This window comes from Streptomyces sp. bgisy130, assembly GCF_057708345.1.
In genome coordinates, this window is the sequence record NZ_JBYISA010000050.1 from 22,951 (window position 1) to 44,974 (window position 22,024).

The 22,024-nt window shown below is 72.6% G+C and carries 13 protein-coding genes; 7 read left to right on the forward strand and 6 right to left on the reverse strand.

Features of this window, described 5'->3' with window-relative positions:
- Positions 1 to 235 precede the first annotated feature (235 nt).
- Positions 236 to 5,197 carry an NAD-glutamate dehydrogenase gene (locus AC3EUV_RS34815; RefSeq protein WP_432140932.1) on the forward strand — a complete coding sequence of 1,654 codons (4,962 nt, stop codon included), beginning with the start codon at positions 236 to 238 and terminating at the stop codon, positions 5,195 to 5,197.
- 90 nt (positions 5,198 to 5,287) lie between these two features.
- Here the strand turns inward: AC3EUV_RS34815 and AC3EUV_RS34820 are convergent, their stop codons facing one another.
- Positions 5,288 to 6,076 (reverse strand): ABC transporter ATP-binding protein, encoded by a 789-nt coding sequence (locus AC3EUV_RS34820; RefSeq protein WP_432140931.1) that lies wholly within the window; start codon positions 6,074 to 6,076, stop codon positions 5,288 to 5,290.
- Positions 6,069 to 7,004 carry an ABC transporter permease gene (locus AC3EUV_RS34825; RefSeq protein ID WP_435604653.1) on the reverse strand — a complete coding sequence of 312 codons (936 nt, stop codon included), beginning with the start codon at positions 7,002 to 7,004 and terminating at the stop codon, positions 6,069 to 6,071. The genes AC3EUV_RS34820 and AC3EUV_RS34825 overlap by 8 nt, the downstream gene beginning before the upstream one ends.
- Positions 7,005 to 7,141: 137 nt before the next feature.
- Here AC3EUV_RS34825 and AC3EUV_RS34830 point away from each other — a divergent pair, with 137 nt between their 5' ends.
- Positions 7,142 to 7,765: a TetR/AcrR family transcriptional regulator gene (locus AC3EUV_RS34830; protein ID WP_432140929.1), complete on the forward strand. Its 624-nt coding sequence runs from the start codon at positions 7,142 to 7,144 to the stop codon at positions 7,763 to 7,765.
- A 181-nt stretch (positions 7,766 to 7,946) separates the two neighbouring features.
- Here AC3EUV_RS34830 and AC3EUV_RS34835 read toward each other — a convergent pair whose 3' ends face one another.
- The gene (locus tag AC3EUV_RS34835; protein ID WP_435604654.1) at positions 7,947 to 10,259 is read right to left on the reverse strand and encodes a bifunctional glycosyltransferase/CDP-glycerol:glycerophosphate glycerophosphotransferase; all 2,313 of its coding nucleotides are present in this window, start codon (positions 10,257 to 10,259) and stop codon (positions 7,947 to 7,949) included.
- A gap of 402 nt (positions 10,260 to 10,661) precedes the next feature.
- Here AC3EUV_RS34835 and AC3EUV_RS34840 point away from each other — a divergent pair, with 402 nt between their 5' ends.
- The 4 genes from AC3EUV_RS34840 to AC3EUV_RS34855 all read left to right on the forward strand — a co-directional run bounded on the left by AC3EUV_RS34840 (position 10,662) and on the right by AC3EUV_RS34855 (position 14,310).
- The gene (locus tag AC3EUV_RS34840; RefSeq protein ID WP_435604655.1) at positions 10,662 to 12,635 is read left to right on the forward strand and encodes a glycosyltransferase; all 1,974 of its coding nucleotides are present in this window, start codon (positions 10,662 to 10,664) and stop codon (positions 12,633 to 12,635) included.
- A 185-nt stretch (positions 12,636 to 12,820) separates the two neighbouring features.
- Positions 12,821 to 13,201: a hypothetical protein gene (locus AC3EUV_RS34845; RefSeq protein ID WP_387245861.1), complete on the forward strand. Its 381-nt coding sequence runs from the start codon at positions 12,821 to 12,823 to the stop codon at positions 13,199 to 13,201.
- A gap of 121 nt (positions 13,202 to 13,322) precedes the next feature.
- Positions 13,323 to 13,595 carry a DUF1876 domain-containing protein gene (locus AC3EUV_RS34850; protein ID WP_018091225.1) on the forward strand — a complete coding sequence of 91 codons (273 nt, stop codon included), beginning with the start codon at positions 13,323 to 13,325 and terminating at the stop codon, positions 13,593 to 13,595.
- 55 nt (positions 13,596 to 13,650) lie between these two features.
- Positions 13,651 to 14,310, forward strand: a complete 660-nt coding sequence (locus AC3EUV_RS34855) for a class I SAM-dependent DNA methyltransferase (RefSeq protein WP_432140926.1) — start codon at positions 13,651 to 13,653, stop codon at positions 14,308 to 14,310.
- 87 nt (positions 14,311 to 14,397) lie between these two features.
- On the opposite strand, the gene galE is transcribed toward AC3EUV_RS34855, so the two are convergent.
- The 3 genes from galE to AC3EUV_RS34870 form a co-directional block, all read right to left on the reverse strand.
- Positions 14,398 to 15,375 (reverse strand): UDP-glucose 4-epimerase GalE, encoded by a 978-nt coding sequence (galE, locus tag AC3EUV_RS34860; RefSeq protein ID WP_432140925.1) that lies wholly within the window; start codon positions 15,373 to 15,375, stop codon positions 14,398 to 14,400.
- A gap of 52 nt (positions 15,376 to 15,427) precedes the next feature.
- Positions 15,428 to 17,080: a glycosyltransferase family 2 protein gene (locus tag AC3EUV_RS34865; RefSeq protein ID WP_432140924.1), complete on the reverse strand. Its 1,653-nt coding sequence runs from the start codon at positions 17,078 to 17,080 to the stop codon at positions 15,428 to 15,430.
- Between the two features lie 264 nt (positions 17,081 to 17,344).
- Positions 17,345 to 20,989: a bifunctional glycosyltransferase/CDP-glycerol:glycerophosphate glycerophosphotransferase gene (locus AC3EUV_RS34870; protein WP_432140923.1), complete on the reverse strand. Its 3,645-nt coding sequence runs from the start codon at positions 20,987 to 20,989 to the stop codon at positions 17,345 to 17,347.
- A 249-nt stretch (positions 20,990 to 21,238) separates the two neighbouring features.
- Between AC3EUV_RS34870 and AC3EUV_RS34875 the strand changes: the two genes are divergently transcribed.
- Entirely contained in the window at positions 21,239 to 21,925 is a 687-nt protein-coding gene (locus tag AC3EUV_RS34875) for a class I SAM-dependent methyltransferase (RefSeq protein ID WP_435604656.1), read from the forward strand.
- Positions 21,926 to 22,024 lie beyond the last annotated feature (99 nt).

Consider the following 22,024-nt stretch of genomic DNA (forward strand, 5'->3'; position numbering starts at 1 on the left):
CGCGGGGGCATCGAGGCCCCTGCCGTGCGCCCGGGGCACCACCGTGACCGGGCGGTCGCTGGTCTTTGCGGCCACCCACGGTCGGCATTGTCAAAGATTGCCGATAACGGCACGGCCTTCTCTCCACGCGGCATAGCGTCGACAGCGACAGGACACCCCGCGTCGCGGCGTTGTGCTTCTTCCACCACGTTCTTCCACAACGTCACGCAACGGCGCGCGACAGGAGCCAGAGGACATGCAGACCAAGCTGGACGAAGCCAAAACCGAGCTGCTCGCCAGGGCCGCCCGGGTCGTTGAAAGCAGCCAGGCCGGGGGCAAGCACCCCGGACGCGGCCTTGACCCGGACACCCTTTCGGGATACCTCCAGCGCTACTACCTGCACACCGCCCCAGAGGACCTCACCGACCGTGACCCGGTGGATGTCGTCGGCGCCGCGCTCTCGCACTACCGCCTCGCGGAAATGCGCCCCCAGGGCACCGCGAACGTCCGGGTGCACACCCCGACCGTCGAGGAGAACGGCTGGACGTGCAGCCACTCCGTCGTCGAGGTCGTCACCGACGACATGCCGTTCCTGGTCGACTCGGTCACCAATGAGCTCTCCCGGCAGGGCCGCGGCATCCATGTCGTGATCCACCCGCAGGTGATCGTCCGCCGTGATGTGACCGGCAAGCTCATCGAGGTCTTCGACTCCAACTGCGACGCCCACGGCAAGACCGGCAAGGGCAAGGGCACCAAGCTGCCGCACGACGCGGTGACCGAGTCCTGGATCCATGTCGAGATGGACCGCGAGACCGACCGCGAGGACCTCCAGCAGATCACCGCCGATCTGCTGCGGGTGCTGTCCGACGTCCGTGAGGCCGTCGAGGACTGGGAGAAGATGCGGGCCGCCGCCGGCCGCATCGCCGAGGAGCTGCCCGCCGAGCCGGTCGCCGGTGACCTGGGCGACCGGGAGATCGAGGAGGCCCAGGAGCTGCTGCGGTGGCTGTCCGCGGACCACTTCACCTTCCTCGGCTACCGCGAGTACGAGCTGACCACCGCGCCCGGTGAGGGCGGCATCGACGAGGACGTGCTGAGCGCCGTGCCCGGCACCGGGCTGGGCATACTGCGCGCCGACCCGCCGCACCGCGAGACCGCCGACGGCCACCCCGTCTCGCCGTCCTTCAACCGGCTGCCCGCCGACGCCCGCGCCAAGGCCCGTGAGCACAAGCTGCTCATCCTGACCAAGGCCAACAGCCGCGCCACCGTCCACCGCCCCTCCTACCTCGACTACGTCGGCGTCAAGAAGTTCGACGCCAAGGGCAATGTCGTCGGTGAGCGGCGCTTCCTGGGCCTGTTCTCCTCGGCCGCGTACACCGAGTCCGTGCGCCGGGTGCCGGTCATCCGCCGCAAGGTCGCCGAGGTCCTGGAAGGCGCGGGCTTCAGCCCCGACAGCCATGACGGCCGCGACCTGCTCCAGATCCTGGAGACCTACCCGCGCGACGAGCTGTTCCAGACGCCGGTCGACGAACTGCGGTCCATCGCCACCAGCGTCCTCTACCTGCAAGAGCGCCGCCGGCTGCGGCTCTACCTCCGGCAGGACGAGTACGGCCGCTACTACTCCGCGCTGGTCTACCTCCCGCGCGACCGCTACACCACCGGTGTGCGGCTGCGCCTGATCGACATCCTCAAGGAGGAACTGGGCGGCACCAGCGTCGACTTCACCGCCTGGAACACCGAGTCGATCCTCTCCCGGCTGCACTTCGTCATCCGCGTCGAGCCCGGCGCCAGCCTGCCGGAGCTCACCGACGCCGACGCGGACCGCCTGGAGAGCCGGCTGGTGGAGGCCGCCCGCTCCTGGGCCGACGGCTTCTCCGAGGCGCTGAACGCCGAGGTCGGCGAGGAGCGCGCCGCCGAGCTGCTGCGCCGTTACGGCCATGCCTTCCCCGAGGGCTACAAGGCCGACAACAGCCCGCGCAGCGCCGTCGCCGACGTCCAGCACCTGGAGAAGCTCACCGGCGAGCCCGGCCACGACTTCTCCGTCAGCCTCTACGAGCCGGTCGACGCGGGCCCCGGCGAGCGCCGCTTCAAGATCTACCGCAGGGGCGAGCCGGTCTCGCTGTCCCGGGTGCTGCCCGGCCTGAACCGCCTGGGCGTCGAGGTCGTCGACGAGCGCCCGCACGAGCTGCGCTGCGCCGACTCCACCATCGCCTGGGTCTACGACTTCGGGCTGCGGATGCCCGAGCACATCAAGGGCGACGACGCCCGCGAGCGCTTCCAGGACGCCTTCACCGCGGTGTGGACCGGCGCCGCCGAGAGCGACGGCTTCAACACCCTGGTGCTGCGGGCCGGCCTCAACTGGCGCCAGGCGATGGTGCTGCGGGCCTACGCCAAGTACCTGCGGCAGGCCGGCTCGACCTTCAGCCAGACGTACATGGAGGACACCCTCTCCAACAACGTCCACACCACCCGGCTGCTGGTCTCCCTCTTCGAGGCACGGATGTCCCCCGACCGGCAGCGGGCCGGCACGGAGCTGACCGACGGGCTGCTGGAGGAACTGGACGGCGCGCTGGACCAGGTCGCCTCCCTGGACGAGGACCGGATCCTGCGGTCCTTCCTCACGGTCATCAAGGCGACGCTGCGCACCAACCACTACCAGAAGAACAGCCAGGGCAGCCCGCACGGCTACCTGTCCATGAAGCTGGACCCGCAGGCCATCCCCGACTTGCCCGCGCCCCGCCCGGCGTACGAGATCTGGGTGTACTCCCCGCAGGTCGAGGGCGTCCACCTGCGGTTCGGCAAGGTCGCGCGCGGTGGTCTGCGCTGGTCGGACCGCCGGGAGGACTTCCGTACGGAGATCCTCGGCCTGGTCAAGGCGCAGATGGTCAAGAACACCGTCATCGTGCCGGTCGGCGCGAAGGGCGGCTTCGTCGGCAAGCAGCTGCCGGACCCGTCGCAGGACCGCGACGCCTGGCTCGCCGAGGGCATCGCCTGCTACAAGACGTTCATCTCCGGTCTGCTGGACATCACCGACAACCTGGTCGGCGGCGAGGTCGAGCACCCCAAGGACGTCGTCCGGCACGACGAGGACGACACCTACCTCGTCGTCGCCGCCGACAAGGGCACCGCGACCTTCTCCGACATCGCCAACGAGGTCGCCGAGTCGTACGGCTTCTGGCTGGGCGACGCCTTCGCCTCCGGCGGCAGCGCCGGCTACGACCACAAGGGCATGGGCATCACCGCCCGCGGCGCCTGGGAGTCGGTCAAGCGGCACTTCCGCGAGCTGGGCGTGGACACCCAGTCCGAGGACTTCACCGTCGTCGGCGTCGGCGACATGTCCGGTGACGTCTTCGGCAACGGCATGCTGCTCAGCGAGCACATCCGGCTGGTCGCCGCCTTCGACCACCGGCACATCTTCCTCGACCCGACCCCGGACGCGGCGACCTCGTACGCCGAGCGCCGCCGCCTCTTCGAGCTGAACCGCTCGTCCTGGGCGGACTACAACACCGAGCTGCTCTCGCAGGGCGGCGGCATCCACCCGCGCTCGGCCAAGTCCATCCAGATCACCGCGCAGGTGCGGGCCGCCCTCGGCATCGAGGCCGGGGTGAAGAAGATGACGCCCGCCGATCTGATGCAGGCCATCCTCAAGGCGCCGGTCGACCTGCTGTGGAACGGCGGCATCGGGACGTATGTGAAGTCCTCGGCGGAGTCCAACGCCGATGTGGGCGACAAGTCCAACGACGCCATCCGGGTCAGCGGCGAGGACCTGCGGGTCAAGGTCGTCGGCGAGGGCGGCAACCTGGGCCTGACCCAGCTGGGCCGGATCGAGTTCGCCACCGCCGGCGGGAAGATCAACACCGATGCGATCGACAACAGCGCCGGTGTGGACACCTCCGACCACGAGGTGAACATCAAGATCCTGCTCAACTCCGTGGTCGCGGACGGCGACATGACGGTCAAGCAGCGCAACAAGCTGCTGGCCCAGATGACCGACGAGGTCGGCGCGCTGGTGCTGCGCAACAACTACGCGCAGAACACCGCGCTCGCGCTGGCCCTCGCCCAGTCCTCCAGCATGCTCAACGCCCAGCAGCGCTTCATGCGCCGGCTGGTGCGCGACGGCGATCTCGACCGGGCGCTGGAGTTCCTGCCCACCGACCGGCAGATCCGCGAGCGGCTGAACGCCGGCCGCGGGCTGACCCAGCCCGAGACCGCGGTGCTCCTCGCGTACACCAAGATCACGGTCTCCGAGGCGCTGATCCAGACCGGACTGCCGGACGACGCCTACCTCCAGCGGCTGCTGCACGCCTACTTCCCCTCGGCGCTGCACGACCGGTTCCCCGAGCAGGTCGACGGGCATGCGCTGCGCCGCGAGATCGTCACGACGGTGCTGGTCAACGACACCGTCAACACCGGCGGTACGAGCTTCCTGCACCGCATGCGGGAGGAGACCGGCGCCTCCCTCGAAGAGGTCGTCCGGGCACAGACCGCGGCCCGCGCCATCTTCCGGCTGGGCCAGGTCTGGGACGACGTCGAGGCGCTCGACAATGTCGTCGCGGCCGACGTCCAGACCCGGATCCGGCTGCACTCGCGCCGGCTGGTCGAGCGCGGCACCCGCTGGCTGCTCAACAACCGCCCGCAGCCGCTGGAGCTGTCGGAGACCATCGACTTCTTCGCGGACCGGGTCGCCCAGGTGTGGTCGGAGCTGCCGAAGCTGCTCCAGGGCGGCGACCTGGAATGGTTCCAGGCGATCCTGGAGGAGCTGACCGACGCCGGCGTGCCCGAGCAGCTGGCCGTCCAGGTGTCCGGCTTCTCCTCGGTCTTCCCGGCGCTGGACATCGTCGCGGTCGCCGACCGGCTGGACAAGGAACCGCTGGATGTCGCCGAGGTCTACTACGACCTGGGTGACCGGCTGCGGATCAACCAGCTCCTCGACCGCATCCTGGAGCTGCCGCGCAACGACCGCTGGCAGTCGATGGCCCGCGCCTCGATCCGTGAGGACCTCTTCGCCGCCCATGCGGCGCTGACCTCGGACGTGCTGTCGGTGGGCAACGGCTCCTCGACGCCGGAGCAGCGGTTCAAGGCCTGGGAGCAGGCCAACGCGGCGATCCTCAGCCGCGCCCGCGCGACGCTGGAGGAGATCCACGGGTCGGAAGGCTTCGACCTGGCGAACCTGTCCGTGGCCATGCGGACCATGCGTACGCTGCTGCGCACGCACAACTGACGGAGCCGGGCCGCCGCGTGGCCCGGCTTCCGGTACGGCAAAGGGGTGCACCCGTCGCGGGTGCGCCCCTCCGTCGTGTCCGGCGCGGCGTCAGCGGTGCGCCTCGTACGCCTTGACGACCTCGTCCGTCGGGCCGTCCATGATCAGCTCGCCGCGCTCCAGCCACAGGACGCGCTCGCAGGTGTTGCGGATGGACTTGTTGTTGTGGCTGACGAGGAAGACCGTGCCGGCTTCCTTGCGCAGTTCGCGGATGCGGGCCTCGGAGCGCTTCTGGAAACTGCGGTCACCGGTGGCCAGCGCCTCGTCGATCATCAGCACGTCGTGGTCCTTGGCCGCGGCGATGGAGAACTTCAGCCGGGCCGACATGCCGGAGGAGTAGGTGCGCATCGGCAGCGAGATGAAGTCGCCCTTCTCGTTGATGCCGGAGAAGTCGACGATGCCCTCGTAGCGCTCACGGACCTGCTCGCGGGACATGCCCATCGCCAGCCCGCCGAGAAGGACGTTCTTCTCGCCGGTCAGGTCGTTCATCAGGGCCGCGTTGACGCCCAGCAGCGAGGGCTGGCCGTGCGTGTAGACCTTGCCGCGCTCCGCGGGCAGCAGCCCGGCCACCGCCTTGAGCAGCGTCGACTTGCCTGAGCCGTTGGAGCCGATCAGCCCGATCGACTCACCCCGGTAGGCGGTGAAGGAGACACCCTTGACCGCGTGCACCTCACGCACGCCCGAGGACGGCTTGCGGCGCGCGATGCGGTTGAGGGCGGCGGTGGCGCTGCCCTTGCCCGCCCCGGTGCCGTAGACGCGGTAGACGATGTGCAGATCGTCCGCGATCACCGTCGGGATCCGGGCCTCGGCCGGCCGGCCGCCGTTGTTCTGCTCAGCCACGTCCGTACCGCTCCTCAGACTTCCAGAAGTACACAAAGCCCACGACGCCCATCACCAGCGCCCAGCCCCCGGCGAGCGCCCACACATGCGGCGGCAGCTGCTTCCCGAGGAAGCTGTCGATCAGCGCGAACCGCATCAGGTCGATGTAGACGGCCGCCGGATTGAGGTCCAGGAGGAGCTGGACGACGGCGGGCACATGCTTGCCCGCGGTGACCGCGCTCATGCTGTACATGACGCCGGAGGCATACATCCACGTCCGCATGATGAACGGCATCAGCTGCGCCAGGTCCGGGGTCTTCGAACCCAGCCGCGCCATCACCATCGCCAGCCCCGTGTTGAACACGAACTGGAGCACCAGCGCCGGCACGACCAGCAGCCACGACCACGTCGGCAGCTGTCCGGACGCCAGCAGGATGGCGATGAGTACGCCCATCGACATCAGCAGCTGCTGGAGCTGCATCAGGCAGAACGAGATCGGCAGACAGGCCCGCGGGAAGTGCAGCGCCCGCACCAGGCCGAGGTTGCCGGAGATCGCCCGCGTACCGGCCATCACCGAGCTCTGCGTGAAGGTGAAGATGAAGACGCCGGTGACCAGGAACGGGATGTAGTCGTCCACGTTCCGGTTGGTGCCGATCAGCAGGCCGAAGATCAAGTAGTAGACCAGCGCATTGAGCAGCGGGGTCACCACCTGCCACAACTGGCCCAGCTTCGCCTGGCTGTACTGCGCGGTGAGCTTGGCGCCGGCGAACGACCTGATGAAGTGCCGCCGCTGCCACAGCCGGCGGACGTACTCGGGAAGCGAGGGGCGGGCGCCGCTCACCGTGAGTCCATGGCGCTCGGCCAGGGCGCGCAGCTCCGGGTCGGGGGCCGCGCCGGGGGTGGACGCCCCGGTGGGCGCCGGGGCCGGGGGAGCGAGGGTCTGGGGCATGGAGCCGCTTTCGCTTGCGTGACGGGGGAAGCGGAACGGAGCGCGACGACGGGACGGGTCCGTATCGTCGCGACGTCGACACTAAAGGGAGCTTGCGTCGAAACGCAACCGTAGCGTCGTAACGGTAGGCTCCAGCCATGGCACAAGACGGCAGCGGGAGCGAACCCGCGGCGGCGCGCCGGGCCCCGGCGGGCGCCGCCGTATTGCGCGAGGACAAGACCGAGGCGATCCGTGCCGCGGTCTTCGAGGAGCTGGCGGCGGCGGGCTTCGCCCGGATGTCGATCGAGGGCATCGCGCGGCGGGCGGGCGTCGGCAAGACCGCCGTCTACCGGCGGTGGCGCTCCAAGCTGCACCTCGTCCTGGACGTGGTGTCCGCGGTGGCCGCGGCGGGGATGCCGACGCCGGACACCGGGTCGCTGGCCGGCGACGTACGGATGCTGCTGGAGGTCGCGGCGCGGGCGCTGCGGCACCCGATGGCCTCGCAGATCATCCCGGACCTGCTGGCGGAGGCGGCCCGCAGCCCCGAGCTGGCACAGGCGCTGAAGGCGGCGCTGCACGACAGCCAGGAGGGTGTCGCGGCCGCGGTGGTGGCCCGGGCGGTGGAACGCGGCGAGCTGCCGCCGGACGTGGACGCCCGCCTCGCCCTGGACCTGCTGACCGGGCCGCTGTACTGGCGGCTGCTGGTCGCCCGCGACGAACTGCCCAAGGGGTACCTCGACGCACTGTCGCGCTCGGTGGTGGCGGCGCTCGGGGTGGAGTGAGGCGGGGCGGCCCCTAGGGAGGGGCGAACGGATCCCGTAAGGGGTGCGAGGGCCCCCTGCGAGGCCACAACGGGTGGGGTGGGGCGGGGTATTCCGGGGGGGCGGACAGATATGGCCTCCGCCCCCCACCGCCCCCGCCGGAATCCCGCCGGCGGCGGCAAGGCGCGCAGCAACCGACCGATCAGCCCGCCATCTCCACGTCCGAGGGGCGCGTGTCCACGCCCGCTGCCGCTGCCACCTCCGCTGCCGCAGCGCGCGGGCTCGGGGCGACCGTGCGCGCCTCCAGCGGCAACGGCTCCGGGGTGGCCTCCTGGCCGAGGAAGACCCGGCGTACCACGCGTTCGGCCGCGTGGCCGTCGTCCCAGGGGCAGAAGCGGGCGCGGAAGGCGGCGCGCAGGGCGGTGGACCGTTCGTCGTCCCAGCGGCCGCTGCGGAACGCCTCGATCAGCTCGTCCTCCGTGGTGGTGAGCACGCCGGGGGCGTCGCCGGGCAGGCCGGAGAGCAGGTCGAAGGTGACGCCGCGGGAGCGGACGTAGGTGTCCCAGTCGTCGGCGTAGGTGATGATCGGGCGGTCGAGGTTGGCGTAGTCGAACATGATCGACGAATAGTCGGTGACCAGGGCGTCGGCGGCCAGGCACAGCTCCTCGACGACCGGGTGGCCGGACACGTCGATCAGCGCACCGCGCTCCTGGAGCTGCTGGAGGCCGGGGTCCCGGTCGTAGAAGTAGTGGGTGCGCACCAGCAGGACGAAGTTCTCGCCCAGGGCGCGGGAGATCCGCTCCAGGTCGAGCCGCGGGACATAGCCGACCTGGTAGTCGCGCATCGTCGGCGCGTACAGAACGGCCGTCCTGCCGGGGGCGATGCCGAGACGCTCGCGGATGTCCAGGACGTCCTGGGCGGTGGCCCGGTAGTAGACGTCGTTACGGGGGTAACCGGCGTCCACCGACGCGAAGTCGCAGGGGTAGACGCGTTCCCACTGCTCGGTGGTGTGCCGGTTGGCGGACAGCGAGAAGTCCCAGCGGTCGGCGCGGGCCAGCAGCTTGCGGAAGCTCATGCCCTTGGCGGCGGCCGGGTAGCGCTTCTGGTCGGTGCCCATCGACTTCAGCGGGGTGCCGTGGTGGGTCTGGAGATGGATCTGGCCCTCGCGCTTGACCACGTTGTCGGCGAAGTTGACGTTGTTGACGAGGTACTTGGCGCGGGCCACCACCTCCCAGTAGCGCGGCGAGTTCAGCACGACATGGTCGATGCCGGCCGGGACGGCGTCGGCGAGCTGCTTCTTGACGACCCAGACGCCGTGCACGTCCGGCGCCAGCTCTTTGGCCTTCTCGTAGACCGCCAGCGGGTTGCAGGACGGCAGCCGGTTCCAGTACGCGGAGTAGACCGCGAGGTTCTCGTCCAGCGGCTGCCGCAGCAGCGCCTGGTAACGCAGGTCCATGGCCTTGCGCTTGGCCTGCCGGATCCGCTTGCCGGCGTGCTTGCGCACCGTGCGCCGCACCGTGCCGGCGACCTTCAGACCGGCCAGTGCCGGGTAGGCGTCCCTGGCGAGCAGCGCGTACTTGCCGCCCGCCACACCGGAGGGGCGGACGAAGCCGGCCGGGCGGCGCAGGCGGTAGTCGCGGGCGGCGCGGTGGAAGAACTCGGCCCGGTCGTGGCGCGGCAGCCGGCCGGGCTTGTCCAGGACGGTCAGATAGTGGTCGGTCATCTTGCGGAACATGTGCGGGCGCCAGCGCGCCAGTTCGGGGTGCGCGTCGAGGTGGTCGAAGATCCGGGCGTACTGGTCGAAGACGTCGAAGTGCCGGCGGCTGGTGGTGCGCAGGATGTTGCCGCCCTGCCGGCGCTGGCGGTAGTGCAGACAGACCCGGTCGAGGACCGCGATCCGCGGTGCGGTGATCAGCGTGCAGAACGTCCAGGGGGCGTCCTCGTAGTAGCCCACCGGGAAGGTGAAGCCGTGCTCCTCGACGAAGTCGCGGCGGTAGGCCTTGTTCCAGACGATCTGGAGCAGATCGAGGAGCTGGGGCCGTTCGGCGAGCGGGAAGGACGGTGCGCCGGACTCGTCGAGCAGCGCGGACAGGGTGTTGCGGCGGGTGGCGCCGTCCCAGTACGTCCGGGCGTAGTCGAAGATCAGGATCTCGGGGTGCGCGGTGGCGGCCAGCCGTCCGTCGAGGGCGCCGAGCGCGCCGGGCGCGAGGGTGTCGTCGCTGTCGAGGAAGAGGAGGTAGTCGCCGCGGGCCCGCTCCAGGCCGGCGTTGCGGGCGGGGCCCAGACCGGCGTTCTCCGGGAGGTGCAGGACCTGGACGCGGTCGTCGCGCGCGGCGTACTCGTCCAGGATGGCGCCGCTGCCGTCGGGCGAGCAGTCGTCGACGGCGAGCAGCTCGAAGTCCGGGAAATCCTGCGCCAGTACCGAGTCGATGCACGCGCGCAGAAAGCCCTGCACCCGGAACACGGGCACGATGATGCTGAAGCGGGGTCCGGCGCCGGGGCCTGTCTCGGACATGTGGTGCTACTCCTCGTGGCGAGCTGAGTACAGAACACAAAAGGGCCCAAAGGGGCCTCCTGTGGCGTCAGCTATCTGACCACTGTTCACCCGAAAAGGTTGTTGTGCGCTCATCGAAAATGTCTGTGTGGCTCATCACAGATGCCGACAAGTAGTGAATTTTCGGGCGGCGCTCTCCACTGAGGTACGGATGCCGCCGGTGCCGCGCGGTCGCGGAAAGGGGCGAGCGGAAGCGCAACCTCCGGGAGCCGGACCGCCTCTAGGGGAGTGGCGGGCCGGAGCCACCGGCAGTCCGCCGCCACGACCGGCGAACGTTCACCCCGCGTTGTATGTCTGAGGAGTCCCCTCCGCCCCGCCGGGGCGCCGGGCGGTTCGGGGGACTGCCGAAAGAACGGAGGCACGGTGCCCGTCCCCGACGACCCCGCGGCCGCGGTCCCCACCGGACCCCGCGCCCCGGCGCCGACCGTCTCCGTGATCGTGCCGGTGCACAACACCCGGCGCTACCTCGACCGCAGCCTCGGCTCCGTCTTCGCCCAGACGCTGGACCGGCGCCACATCGAGGTGATCGCGGTCGACGACGGCTCCACCGACGGCAGCGCCGAATGGCTGGCCGAACAGGCCCGCCGCCACCCCCACCTGACGGTGCTGCGCCAGGCGGCCTCCGGCGGCGCCGGCAAGCCGCGCAACGCCGGGCTGGCCCGCGCCACCGGCGACTACGTCTTCTTCCTCGACTCCGACGACCGCCTCGACCCCGAGGCGCTGTTCTGGCTCACCCGGACGGCCCAGAAGTGCCGCTCGGACATCGTCTACGGCCGGATCGCCGGCGCCGACGGCCGCGCCGCCCCCGTCGACCTGCGCACCACCAGCGAACGGGTCTCCGTCTTCGACTCCCCGGTCTACTGGTCCCTGGCCGCCTACAAACTCTTCCGCAGGTCCTTCGTCGAACGCCACCGGCTGCGCTTCGTCGAGGGCCGGCTGCTCGCCGAGGACCTGCCGTTCGGCATCACCGCCCTGCTGCGCGCCGACGTCGTCTCCGTCTTCGCCGACCGCACCTGCTACTACCTGCACGGACGCGAGGACAACAGCAACGCCAGCCGCCAGGACACCGACTGGTGCGAATACCTCGGCTACATCGGCACCGTCCTCGACGGGGTCGCGGCCGCGGTCCCGCCCGGCGCGAACCGCGACAAGCTGATGGTCCGGCACTTCCACGGCGAGATACTCATGCCCTTCGGGGCCCCCTACCTCGCCCGCGACCCGGCGGGCCGCACCGCGATGGCGGCCGCCGCCCGCCCGCTCGTGGCGCGCCACCTCACCGACCGGGTACTGACCGCCCTGCCGCCCGGCCTCCGGCTGCGCGCCCACTGCCTGCGCGCCGGCCTCGACGACGAGCTGACCGCCGTCGTCCGCGCCGACACCGGGACCCGCCCGGACCCGCCGCACCTCGACGACGACGGCCGCGTCTACGCCGGCTACCCGTACTTCCGCGACCCCCGCAGCGCCCTCCCCGACGCCTGCTACGACCTCACCGACCGCGTGGTGCTGCGCCAGCGGCTGCTCCGGCAGCACTGGGTGGGCGGCGTACTGCACCTGCGGGGCACCGCCGCCCTCCCCGGCCTCACCGGCGACACCGTCGAGATCCTGCTGCGCCGCGACGGCACCACCCACCGCATCCCCGCCCGGTACGCGGACGGAGCCTGGCGCGCCGCCGTCGACCCGGCGACCGCGGCCGGCGGCGGGCCGCCGGCCGACGGCGTCTGGGGCCTGAAGGTCGCGGTCACCGCGTACGGCCCGGGCGGCGCCGCGGGGCCCGCCCTGCGCCGCGAGGCGTGGCTGGTCCCGGAGGACGACGGGGAGGACCCGGGTGACCCCGGCTTCGTGCCGCGGATCGTCGGCCGGGGCCCGGCCGGCCCGGCCGTCGCCGCCCTCTTCCGCTCCCGGCCGCACGGCCACTTGAACCTCGACCTGGACCGCGACGGCGCGCGCCGGCCCCTCGGCGGCGATCTGCGCGGCACGGCGGACCGCACCCGCACCGGACGGACCACCGTCACCGCCCGGCTCACCCTCCCCGGCTGCCCCGTGGACGCCGGACTGCGGCTGATCCTCCACGACGGGACCCGCACGGTGGCGCTGCGCACCACGGTCGAGCGGGCCGCCGGCGACCGCCACACCGTGCGCGCCCTGCTGCGCGGCGGCCCGCCGGGCACCTGGCAGGTGGCGCTGCGGGTGACCGCGGGCCCGTTCCGCCACGAGCTGCCGGTCCACACGGCCGGCCGCGGGGACGGCGGGCCCACACCGCTGACCCTCACCGTGCCGGGCGGCTCCCGGGCGGGTCTGCTGCGCCGGGTGCGTCTGCTGCGCCGGGCGCGCCGCTGACACCGCCGTACGCCCCCGCTTCCGCCCCGCGGCACCGACTCCCGGCCCCGCGAGCCCCTTTCGGCAATAGCCGAATGCCGTTGCCCGCCCCGCCCCCGCTGCCACAGGCTGACCGACTATCAGGCACCGGCAACGGTGCACCCGCGAGCGAGGACCTCGCGGGGCCTATGACAGGGGGAACACCTATGTCCGTCATCAAGCGCGCCGGCATAGCGGCCGCGGCCGTCGCGGCGCTCATCGTCCCGGCCGGCACGGTCGTCGCCACCGCCGGACCCGCCGCCGCCAAGGCCGCCACCACCCAGGGCTGCCCCTACGGCGCGGTCTGCATCTACCCGCAGAACGCCGGCTGGAACGGCGGCCACCCGTCGCACTTCTACTACAGCTACGGGGCCCACAACCTCAGCAACATGGTCGGGGTGCACCGCATCTACAACAACCAGTCCGGGGGCGCCACCATGCGGACCTGCACGGGCTACAACGGCACCGGCTGCCAGGGCTACCTGCCGGCCAACAACTACATCGACAAGGACATGACGCCGATCAACTCGATCACCCTCCAGCCGTAGCGGCGCGGCACCGCTGAGGGCGCCGGGGCCGGGTCTCCCGAGGGAGGCCCGGCCCCCGCACACCGTGCGGCGGACGGCAAGCGGGCGCACCCTGGTAGCAGCGGCTCCGGAGGTGATCGTCATGTTGCAGACCGCTGTCGGATGGCATGTCGAGCTGGAATTCGAGGAGGACAACCACCGCACTCGCGCCGCCGCCCTGGTACGGCTCCCCGACGGGACCGAGGTGCGGTCCCACGGCTACGCCAGCCGCCACCCCGTCGACTCCAACCAGCCGAGGGTCGGCGAAGAGGTCGCGGGAGCCAGAGCGCTCAACGAACTGGCGATGAAACTGCTGACCAAGGCACACGACGAGATCGACGAGGCGTCCGGCCGGACGTCCCACCCGCTGACCTGAGCGGCACCCGGCGCGCCCCGCCAACGGCCCGGGGCGCGGAGTAGGGTGCCCGTCCGTGACCGAACCGGACTTCCTGAAGACCACCCGGGCGTTCTACGACGCCGTGGCCGCCGACTACGACGCCCACTTCCGCGACCATCTCGCGGACCGGCCGATGGACCGGGCGGTGCTCGCCGGGTTCGCCGAACTCGTGCGGGCCGCGGACGCCGGCCCGGTCGCCGACCTCGGCTGCGGGCCCGGCCGGGTGACGGCTCGGCTGGCCGGCCTGGGCCTGTCCGTCTTCGGCGTCGATCTGTCGCCGCAGATGGTGGCGCTGGCCCGGCGGATCCATCCGCAGCTCCGCTTCGAGGTGGGGGCGATGACCGGCCTGGAACTGCCGGACGGCGCGCTCGGCGGCATCGTGTCCTGGTACTCGATCATCCACACCCCGCAGGAACAACTGCCGGAGCTGTTCGCCGCGTTCCACCGGCTGCTGGCCCCGGGGGGCCTGCTGCTGCTCGCCTTCCAGACCGGGGACGAGCCGCTGCACGTGGCGCAGCCGTTCGGGCACCCCGTGGCGCTCGACTTCCGGCGCCGCCGCCCGGACCGGATCGCCGGCCTGCTGACCGCGGCCGGTCTGGAGGTACGGACCCAGATGCTGCGGGAGCCGGACGAGGAGCTGGGGGAGTCCACCCCGCAGGCACTCGTCATCGCCCGCAAACCGGCCGGGGGCTGAGGCTCCCCCCACCGGGGGCCCGCACGACGCGGCCGCCGGTACCGCTGAGCACGGTGCCGGCGGCCGTACGCGGGGTACGTGGCCCGCTCAGCCCTGCGGGTGGTGGTGCTGCCAGCCCTCCCAGGCCGAGGTGATCATGTCGCGGACGTCGTGCCGGGCCTTCCAGCCCAGCTCGTCGGCGATCCGGTCGGCGGCCGCCACCACCCGGGCCGGGTCGCCCGCCCGCCGCGGGGTGACCTCGGGAGTGACGTCCTGATGCCCGGTGATCCCGGCGATCAGATCGACCAACTCGCGCACCGACACCCCCTCGCCCCGCCCGATGTTCAGCGTCAGATCGCGCACCGGACCCGGCTCGGCCAGCTTCCGGGCGGCCGCCACATGGGCCTCGGCGAGATCGGCGACATGGATGTAGTCGCGGATGCAGGTGCCGTCCGGAGTGTCGTAGTCATCGCCGAAGATCCGCGGCGCGGCGCCCGCGGTGAGCCGCTCGAAGACCATCGGGACGATGTTGAACACCCCGGTGTCGGCCAGCTCCGGCGTGGCCGCCCCGGCGACGTTGAAGTAGCGCAGGCAGGCGGTGCTGATGCCGTGCGCCCGGCCGGCCGCCCGGGCCATCCACTCGCCGACCAGCTTGGTCTCGCCGTACGGATTGATCGGCGTGCAGGGCGTGTCCTCGGTGACCAGATCGACATCCGGCATGCCGTAGACCGCGGCCGAGGAGGAGAACACCAGCCGGCCGACCCCGCCCGCGGCCATCGCCTCCAGCAGCGTCTGAAGGCCGTGCACATTCTCCCGGTAGTAGAGCAGCGGCATCTCGACGGACTCGCCGACCTGCTTCTTGGCCGCGAGATGGATGACATCGGTGATGCCGTGCTCGGCGAAGGTGGAGTCGAGCAGCGCACGGTTGAGCGTGGAGCCGACGACCAGCGGGACGTCCTCCGGGACCCGGGCGGGCACGCCCGTCGTCAGATCGTCGAGCACGACGACCGTCTCGCCCGCCTGGCGCAGGGCCCGTACGACATGGGAGCCGATGTAGCCGGCACCACCCGTGATCAAGTAAGACATGGCATCAATCCTAGGCTCGGGGACGAAGCGGAGGGGGAACGGCCCGGGGCGGTCAGCCGCGCAGCCGCCGGGCGGCGATCCGCCAGACGCTGCGCAGCCCCGACGCGACCCGCAGTGACAGCGCGCCGCCGGTCGTCGCATACGGCTGCACCAGCAGCAGGACATGGCGGCGGCTGGGCAGCACCCGGCGGCGCAGCCCCGGCCCGATGGCCCGCAGCGCGGCCCGGAAACCGGCCCCGTCCGCGCAGCTGACCCGCGCCATCAGATCCCACGGCTCGGGATCGGCACGGTGCGCGCCGTCCCGTTCGACCAGCGCACCGAGATCCAGCACGATCTCCGCGGTCCAGCAGGTCTCCGAGCCGCCGGTGGACGGGGCCGGGGTGAGCGCGGCGGTGTGCACCGGGCCGCGCCGGTCGTCCCGGCGGCGCCGCAGCTCGATGTCGATGCTCTCCGGGCCGGCCGCGGCCAGCCGCCCGTACAGATCGTGCACCCGCAGCCGCAGCACACCGGGGCTGCTGACGGCGGGCTCCGCGTCTATGGTCACCGGCAGCCGGTGCATCGGCTTGGTGCCGATCGCGTCCAGTTCCACCTCGGGCAGGTCCCCCGACCACACCGCCCGGCCGTCGGCCTCCGCGTACGGCGGCAGCAGCCGGCCGGGCCGGGCCGCCAGCTGCGTCAGCCGCCCCAGGTCCCGCGGGGCCGGCGAGGCCAGCACCACCCGCGCCAGCCAGCGCGCCGGGGCACGCGCCGCACGCAGATCGGGTTCCTCGAAACCGGCCAGATACTTCCGGGTCAGCCGCCACCACTCGGCGCGGTAGTCGGCGCCGCGGGTGTGCAGCTCACGGACGTACATCCGCAGATCGTGGTCGAGGAACTTGGTGCGCGCCGCATGCGCCAGCGCCCGGTGCCCGGCCTCCTGGAAGATCTGCACACTGGCCCGGTGCGCCGCGATCCGCGCCTGCCAGTTGGCGACGTCCGTGCGGTCCAGCGAGATGGACTGCCGGGCGGCCGAGCGGCGCACATGCCAGATATAGACCCGCTCGGGAATGGTGGCGATCCGCGGTGCGGCGGCCAGCACCCGCGCGGTGAACACGAAGTCCTCGTAGGTGAAACGGCCTTCGGGAAAGGCAATCGCGTGCTTGTCGAGAAACGCCCGCTCGTAGAGCTTGTTGACGCAGAGGGTGTCCCGCACCAGCTGGGGGCTGCTCTCGGGCGAGTCATGGACGGCCGGCTCGCGGTAGAGGCCGGGCTGCCAGGGGACATCGCGGTGCGCGGGCAGCTCACGGCGGACACAGGCCCCGGCCACCACCGGGGAGTCATGCTCCAGCGCCGCGGCCAGCAGCGCGCCGGCCGCACCCGGCGGCAGCACATCGTCGCTGTCGAGGAACATCACGAACCGCCCGGTAGCGGCGCGCAGTCCGTCATTGCGCGGGGTGCCGCAGCCGCCGCTGTTCTCGTCGCGGTGGATGACCGTCAGCCGCGGCTCGGTACGGGCCAGGGCGTCCAGGGCGGCGCCGGTGCCGTCGGTGGACGCGTCGTTCACCGCGATCACTTCGGTGACCGTTTCGCCGGGCTTCCCCTGCGCGAGTGCGGAGCGCACCGCCTCGCCGACATGGCCGACATCGTTGAAGGCGATGACGACGATGCTGACCTGCGCGGATGGCGTGATGGTGGGCCCCGGCAGTGGCTCAAGGGCTTCTTTCACAGTCACTGAAATCTACATTTCGTGTCGACAGCATCTCTTGGCGCGAGCGGGAATTCCGAACCCATTTCCGATGATTCAGAGGGGGAAATCCGTCGCACGGTTGCACCCGTCGCTCCGCTTTTCCGCCCTCTTGCCGTTTCTGCCGGGCGGGAGCCGGGCTCGGGGTGCGCCGGGGCCCGTGAGGGCACCTGCACATGCTGTAACGACGCGGGTGCCGCAGGATGCCGATCCAGCCACCCTCATCTTGCGGCGGACCGGCCCCGGTCACCGCTCCATCAGGTCCGCGACCCGGCCCGCCGCACCGCCGTCGTCCCGGTGGCAGAAGGCCGCCCGGAAATCCGCGTACGCGTCCGCGCCCGCCGCGGCGATCGCCGTCAAGTCGCCCAGCGCGTCGATCAGTTCACCGGTCGAGCCGAGCAGCGGCCCCGGCACCCGGGCCTCGAAGTCCAGGGTGAAGCCCCGCAGCGTGTCCCGGTAGTGCGGCAGATCGGGCGTCAGGAACAGCATCGGGCGGCCCGTGTTGGCGAAGTCGACGGCCAGCGACGAATAGTCGGTGACCAGCACATCCGCCGCCAGCAGCAGCTCGGTGGCGTCCGGGTGCGCGGACACATCGCGGGCGAACGGCGCATGGTGCGCCGGCAGCCGGTCGGCCACCATCGGATGGCCCCGGACCAGCAGCACATGGTCGTCGGCCAGCTCCCGCCGCGCCAGCTCCAGATCGAGCGGCAGATGCAGCCGGTGATGCCCCGCGTCGTAGGCCAGATCGTCCCGCGGCGTCGGCGCGTACAGCACGACCTTCCGGCCCGTCTCGATCCCCAGCCGCTCCCGCACCGCGGCCGCCGTCAGCTCGCGGTCGGGCGCGAACAGGGCGTCGGTACGCGGCAGTCCGGTCTCCACCAGCCGGCCGGAGTAGCCCAGCGCGGACCGCAGCACCGGAGTGCTGTGCGCGTTGGGCGACAGCAGCACACTCCACTGCCGGCTCACCCGCGGCCGCGGCGCCAGATGCGCCAGGCCCGCGCACAGCGTGCCCGCCAGATCGGCGCCGATCCGCTTGAGCGGGGTGCCGTGCCACGTCTGGATGATCCGCTGACCGCCCCGGCGGGTGAACCACCGCGGCAGATGCGTGTTGGTGACCACCCAGCGGCTGTGCGCCAGCGCCCCGTGCCACTCGGCGCTGCCCACCAGCACCGCACGGGCCGTCGCCGGCACCGCGCTCTGCGCGTCCCGCACCGCCCACAGATGCTCCACCTCCATGCCCCGGCGCACCAGCTCCTCGTGCACCGCCCGCGGCGAATCCCCGTACGCGCGGCCGCCGAAGCTGCTGTAGAGGACGGTGTCGCGCAGCGGACGGGAGCGGTGCAGCGAGTAGTGCTGCTCGCGCAGCATCCGGCGCCGGTAGGGGCCGCGGTCGGTGGCCGGCAGCGCGGGCCCCGCCACCACGAGCGCCTCGTCGTGCCGGTGCCGGTCGAGGCCGAACGGCTTGCCGCGCACCGTACGGGTCGCCGGCAGCCCGTCGAGGACCGACGGCGCACAGCGCACCGGGACGTCCAACGGGGAGCCGGGCGCGCCCCGTTCACGCAGATGCAGCGTCCAGCGGCCCTCGCGCAGCGGCACCGCCCCGGCCAGCGAGGGCAGCCCGCCCAGCGGCAGCGTGCCGTGGAACCGGCCCTCGTCATGAGTGGTGGGGAAGGCCAGCTCGGTGGCGTGCGCCCCGTGCTTGAGGACCAGTTCGGTGGCGTGCGGCGCGGCGGCCGGCAGCCCGCCCGACAGGAGCAGGGTGCCGTCCGCGCGCCACAACAGCCGGTCCAGGTACGGCTGCGGGACGCGGTCGTGCAGCACGAGCTGCCCGGCCGGGGTGGCGGCCACCACCAGCTCACGGCCGTGCGGCAGCGGATACGGCACCGGCGTCAGCCCGGGCTCGCAGGCGATCGGGTCGGTGCCGCCGCCCGGCAGCACCAGCTCCGGCGCCCAGCTGTCGGTGTGCGCGGGCGGCACGGCCCGGGGCGCGCCGTCCCGGGTGGGGCGGGCGGCGGCCAGGGCGTCGAGCCGGATGCGGAAGGTGTACGGCGACAGCGGGCCGCCGGGCGCACCGCCGGACACCTCGCCCGCCGCCCCGGACCCCGCCTCCGCGGCACCCGCCTCCCCGGGCGGCACCGCCTCCACCGGGAACGACACCACCGTGCCCGTCCCCTGGTGGGTCAGCCGCAGCGCGGCGGGCCGCGGGCCGGGCGCGCTGACGGTCAGATCCAGGTCACCGGCCGCCGCGGCACCGTGCCCGGCCAGCCGCCGGGTGCGCCGGTGCACCGACAGCCGCAGCCGCCCGCCCGCATACCAGGGCGTGATCCGCAGCCCGTCGTCCGCGCCGTCCCCGGCCACGTCATGGGTGCGCGGCGCGGCCCCCGACCCGGCATCCGGCGCGGACAGCGCCCCGGCCCGCACCACCCCCGCCGACGCCAGCAGCACCCCGACGGTCCAGTCGCCCTCCTCCCAGCGGCCCCCCTTGCGCAGCCGGGCCGGATCGAGCCGCAGCTCGAAGCCCGACCAGTCGTAACAGTGCAGCTCCTGACCGGACTCGGCGGTCGCCTCCGGCATCGGGACCGGACGCAGCGGCAGCAGCACCCGGCGCCGCCCGCACGACAGCACGGCCGTCCGCAGATAGCGGTGCCGGGCCGCGGCATCCAGATTCCGGAGATAGGCGTAGCCGCGCAGCACCAGCACACCGTCCCGCCACACCGCCTCCCGCACCCGCGCCACGACCGGGAAGTCGGCCCGGTCCAGCCGGGTCACGCCCGGCGGCAGCTCCAGCGGCGGGGTCAGCGGCAGCACCGCACGCTTGCGCAGCGGCGGCCCGGCCACCGTGAACCCGGCCGGATTACGGGCCTCATGGGTGAGCAGCGCCAGCAGATCGGCCAGCCGCCCGGCGCGGATCAGATACCAGCGCATCCGCAGCTCCACGGGCAGCGTGGGGAACAGCCGCGGCTCCACACCGGACAGGAAGCCGCGGGCGCAGTCCAGGAATGCGGTCCGGCACTCCGGCGCGGCCCCCGGCAGCGCCTCCACCAGGTCGAGCAGCCCCTCGGTGAGCTGCGCGCGGTCATAGTCGTTCCGGTGGCCGCTCAGCCCCGCCCGCGCCGGATCGGCGAGGAATCGCCGGATACCGGCCACCGCCGCGAACCGGTCCCGTACGCCCCGGGCATCGAGCCGCCGGTGCCGGCCGGGCCCCTCCGGCAGCCGCCGGTAACAGACGTGCTCGTGCAGCACATCGACCGCTTCCGCGAGAAAGAACGCGGGCAGCGTCACCGCCGCGTCATGGCACCACTCACCCTCGGGGAAGGCCAGGGCGTGCCGGTCCCAGAAGGCGCGGCGGAAGACCTTGTTGCGCGCGACATGGTCGGACAGCAGCGTCAGGTCGTCGCCGATCCGGGTGCGCAGCGCGGTCTCCCGGCCCGCCGGATGATGCGCGGACTGACTGCGGCCGGCCGCGCCGAGCCGGTAGACATTGCCGGTCGCGAGATCCGACCCGGACCGGTCCAGCAGACCGACGAGATCCTCGTACGCCCGCGGCAGCAGCACATCCTCCCCGGCGTCGAGGAAGGCGAGGTAGTCGGTGTGCGGATAGGCGTGCCGGGCACCGGTGTTGCGGGCCGCGCCACAGCCGGCGGCCGGGCCGCCCTCCTGGTGGTGGACGATCCGGAACCGCGGGTCACGGGCGGCGAACCGCCGGGCAACAGCGGCCGGGCCGGCCTCCGCGGCCGGGTCCCCGGGCCCCGCCCCCGGTGGGCCGTCCACCAGCACCACATCCAGCTCGGTCAGCGTCTGGGCCGCGACCGACTCCAGGCACTCCTCCACATTCCGCTCGGACCCCTCGCTGCGATGGACCGGGACGACGACGGTGAGCCGTGGCTTCATACGCGGACCAAGCCTTTCCGGACTGGCGATGCACAAGACCGGTCCGTTCAACTCGCCCACGGCGGCACGGTCACCGGATCTGCGCTGAAAGGGTGAGACACATCATCGACACCGCGTGTTCACATGATTACGCTCAGTGCGCGAAGTCGGCGCGCCGTAGCGCCGGGCCGCGTCCGATGCCGTAGACCCGTTGCACAGCTTTACGGCGCCCTGTGCGCCCTGTTCCCCAGGGAAGGTGACCGCGTCCCGATGCCCGGCCGAACCGACAGCTCCGCCGCCACCGACAGCCCCGACGCCGGGCCGCCCGGCAGCGACGTCCGGACCGCTCGGCCCGCGCCCCCCGCGGGCACCGCCCCGTCCGCCTCCACCGCGCGGCTGCCGGCCGAGCGCGGACGCCGCGGACCGGCCCGGCTGCTGCCCGCCCGGTCCCCGTTCCGCAGCCAGCTGCGGCGGATCGGCGGCGGACGGGTCCTGGAGATCGGCTGCGGCACCGGCGACACCCTCGCCGGCTGCGCGCCCGGCAGCGTCGGCGTGGACCACGACCCGCGGTCCGTGGCGCGCTGCCGGGAGCGCGGACTGACCGCCTACACGGCCGACACCTTCCTCGCGAGCCCGCACGCCCGCCCCGGCGCGTTCGACGCGCTGCTGACCGCACACGTCCTGGAGCACCTGGACGACGAACAGGTCGAGGGCCTGCTGCGGGCGTATGTGCCGTACGTACGGCTCGGCGGCGGGGTGCTGCTGATCACCGCGCAGGAGGCCGGGCACCGGGCCGGCCCCGCCCCGGTGCGCTTCACCGACTTCCCGCTGCTGCGCGCCTTCGCCGAATCCGCGGGGCTCGCGGTACGGCGGACGTACTCCCATCCGCTGCCCCGCCCGGCCGGGATGCTGCTGCGCGCCAATGTGTTCGTTCTGGTGGGGCAGGTGCCGCGCTAGGCGGGCCGGGGCGCGTCAGGTGCCGCGCAGGGCGGGCCGGTGGGGGGGGGGGGGGGGGGGGGGGGGGGGGGGGGGGGGGGGGGGGGGGGGGGGGGGGGG

Bases quoted from the DNA above. Each gene is read 5' to 3' on its own strand.
- AC3EUV_RS34815 (WP_432140932.1), top strand. From the start codon at position 236: ATGCAGACCAAGCTGGACGAAGCCAAAACCGAGCTGCTCGCCAGGGCC.
- AC3EUV_RS34825 (WP_435604653.1), bottom strand. From the start codon at position 7,004: ATGCCCCAGACCCTCGCTCCCCCGGCCCCGGCGCCCACCGGGGCGTCC.
- AC3EUV_RS34830 (WP_432140929.1), top strand. From the start codon at position 7,142: ATGGCACAAGACGGCAGCGGGAGCGAACCCGCGGCGGCGCGCCGGGCC.
- AC3EUV_RS34835 (WP_435604654.1), bottom strand. From the start codon at position 10,259: ATGTCCGAGACAGGCCCCGGCGCCGGACCCCGCTTCAGCATCATCGTG.
- AC3EUV_RS34845 (WP_387245861.1), top strand. From the start codon at position 12,821: ATGTCCGTCATCAAGCGCGCCGGCATAGCGGCCGCGGCCGTCGCGGCG.
- AC3EUV_RS34850 (WP_018091225.1), top strand. From the start codon at position 13,323: ATGTTGCAGACCGCTGTCGGATGGCATGTCGAGCTGGAATTCGAGGAG.
- galE (WP_432140925.1), bottom strand. From the start codon at position 15,375: ATGTCTTACTTGATCACGGGTGGTGCCGGCTACATCGGCTCCCATGTC.
- AC3EUV_RS34870 (WP_432140923.1), bottom strand. From the start codon at position 20,989: ATGAAGCCACGGCTCACCGTCGTCGTCCCGGTCCATCGCAGCGAGGGG.
- AC3EUV_RS34875 (WP_435604656.1), top strand. From the start codon at position 21,239: ATGCCCGGCCGAACCGACAGCTCCGCCGCCACCGACAGCCCCGACGCC.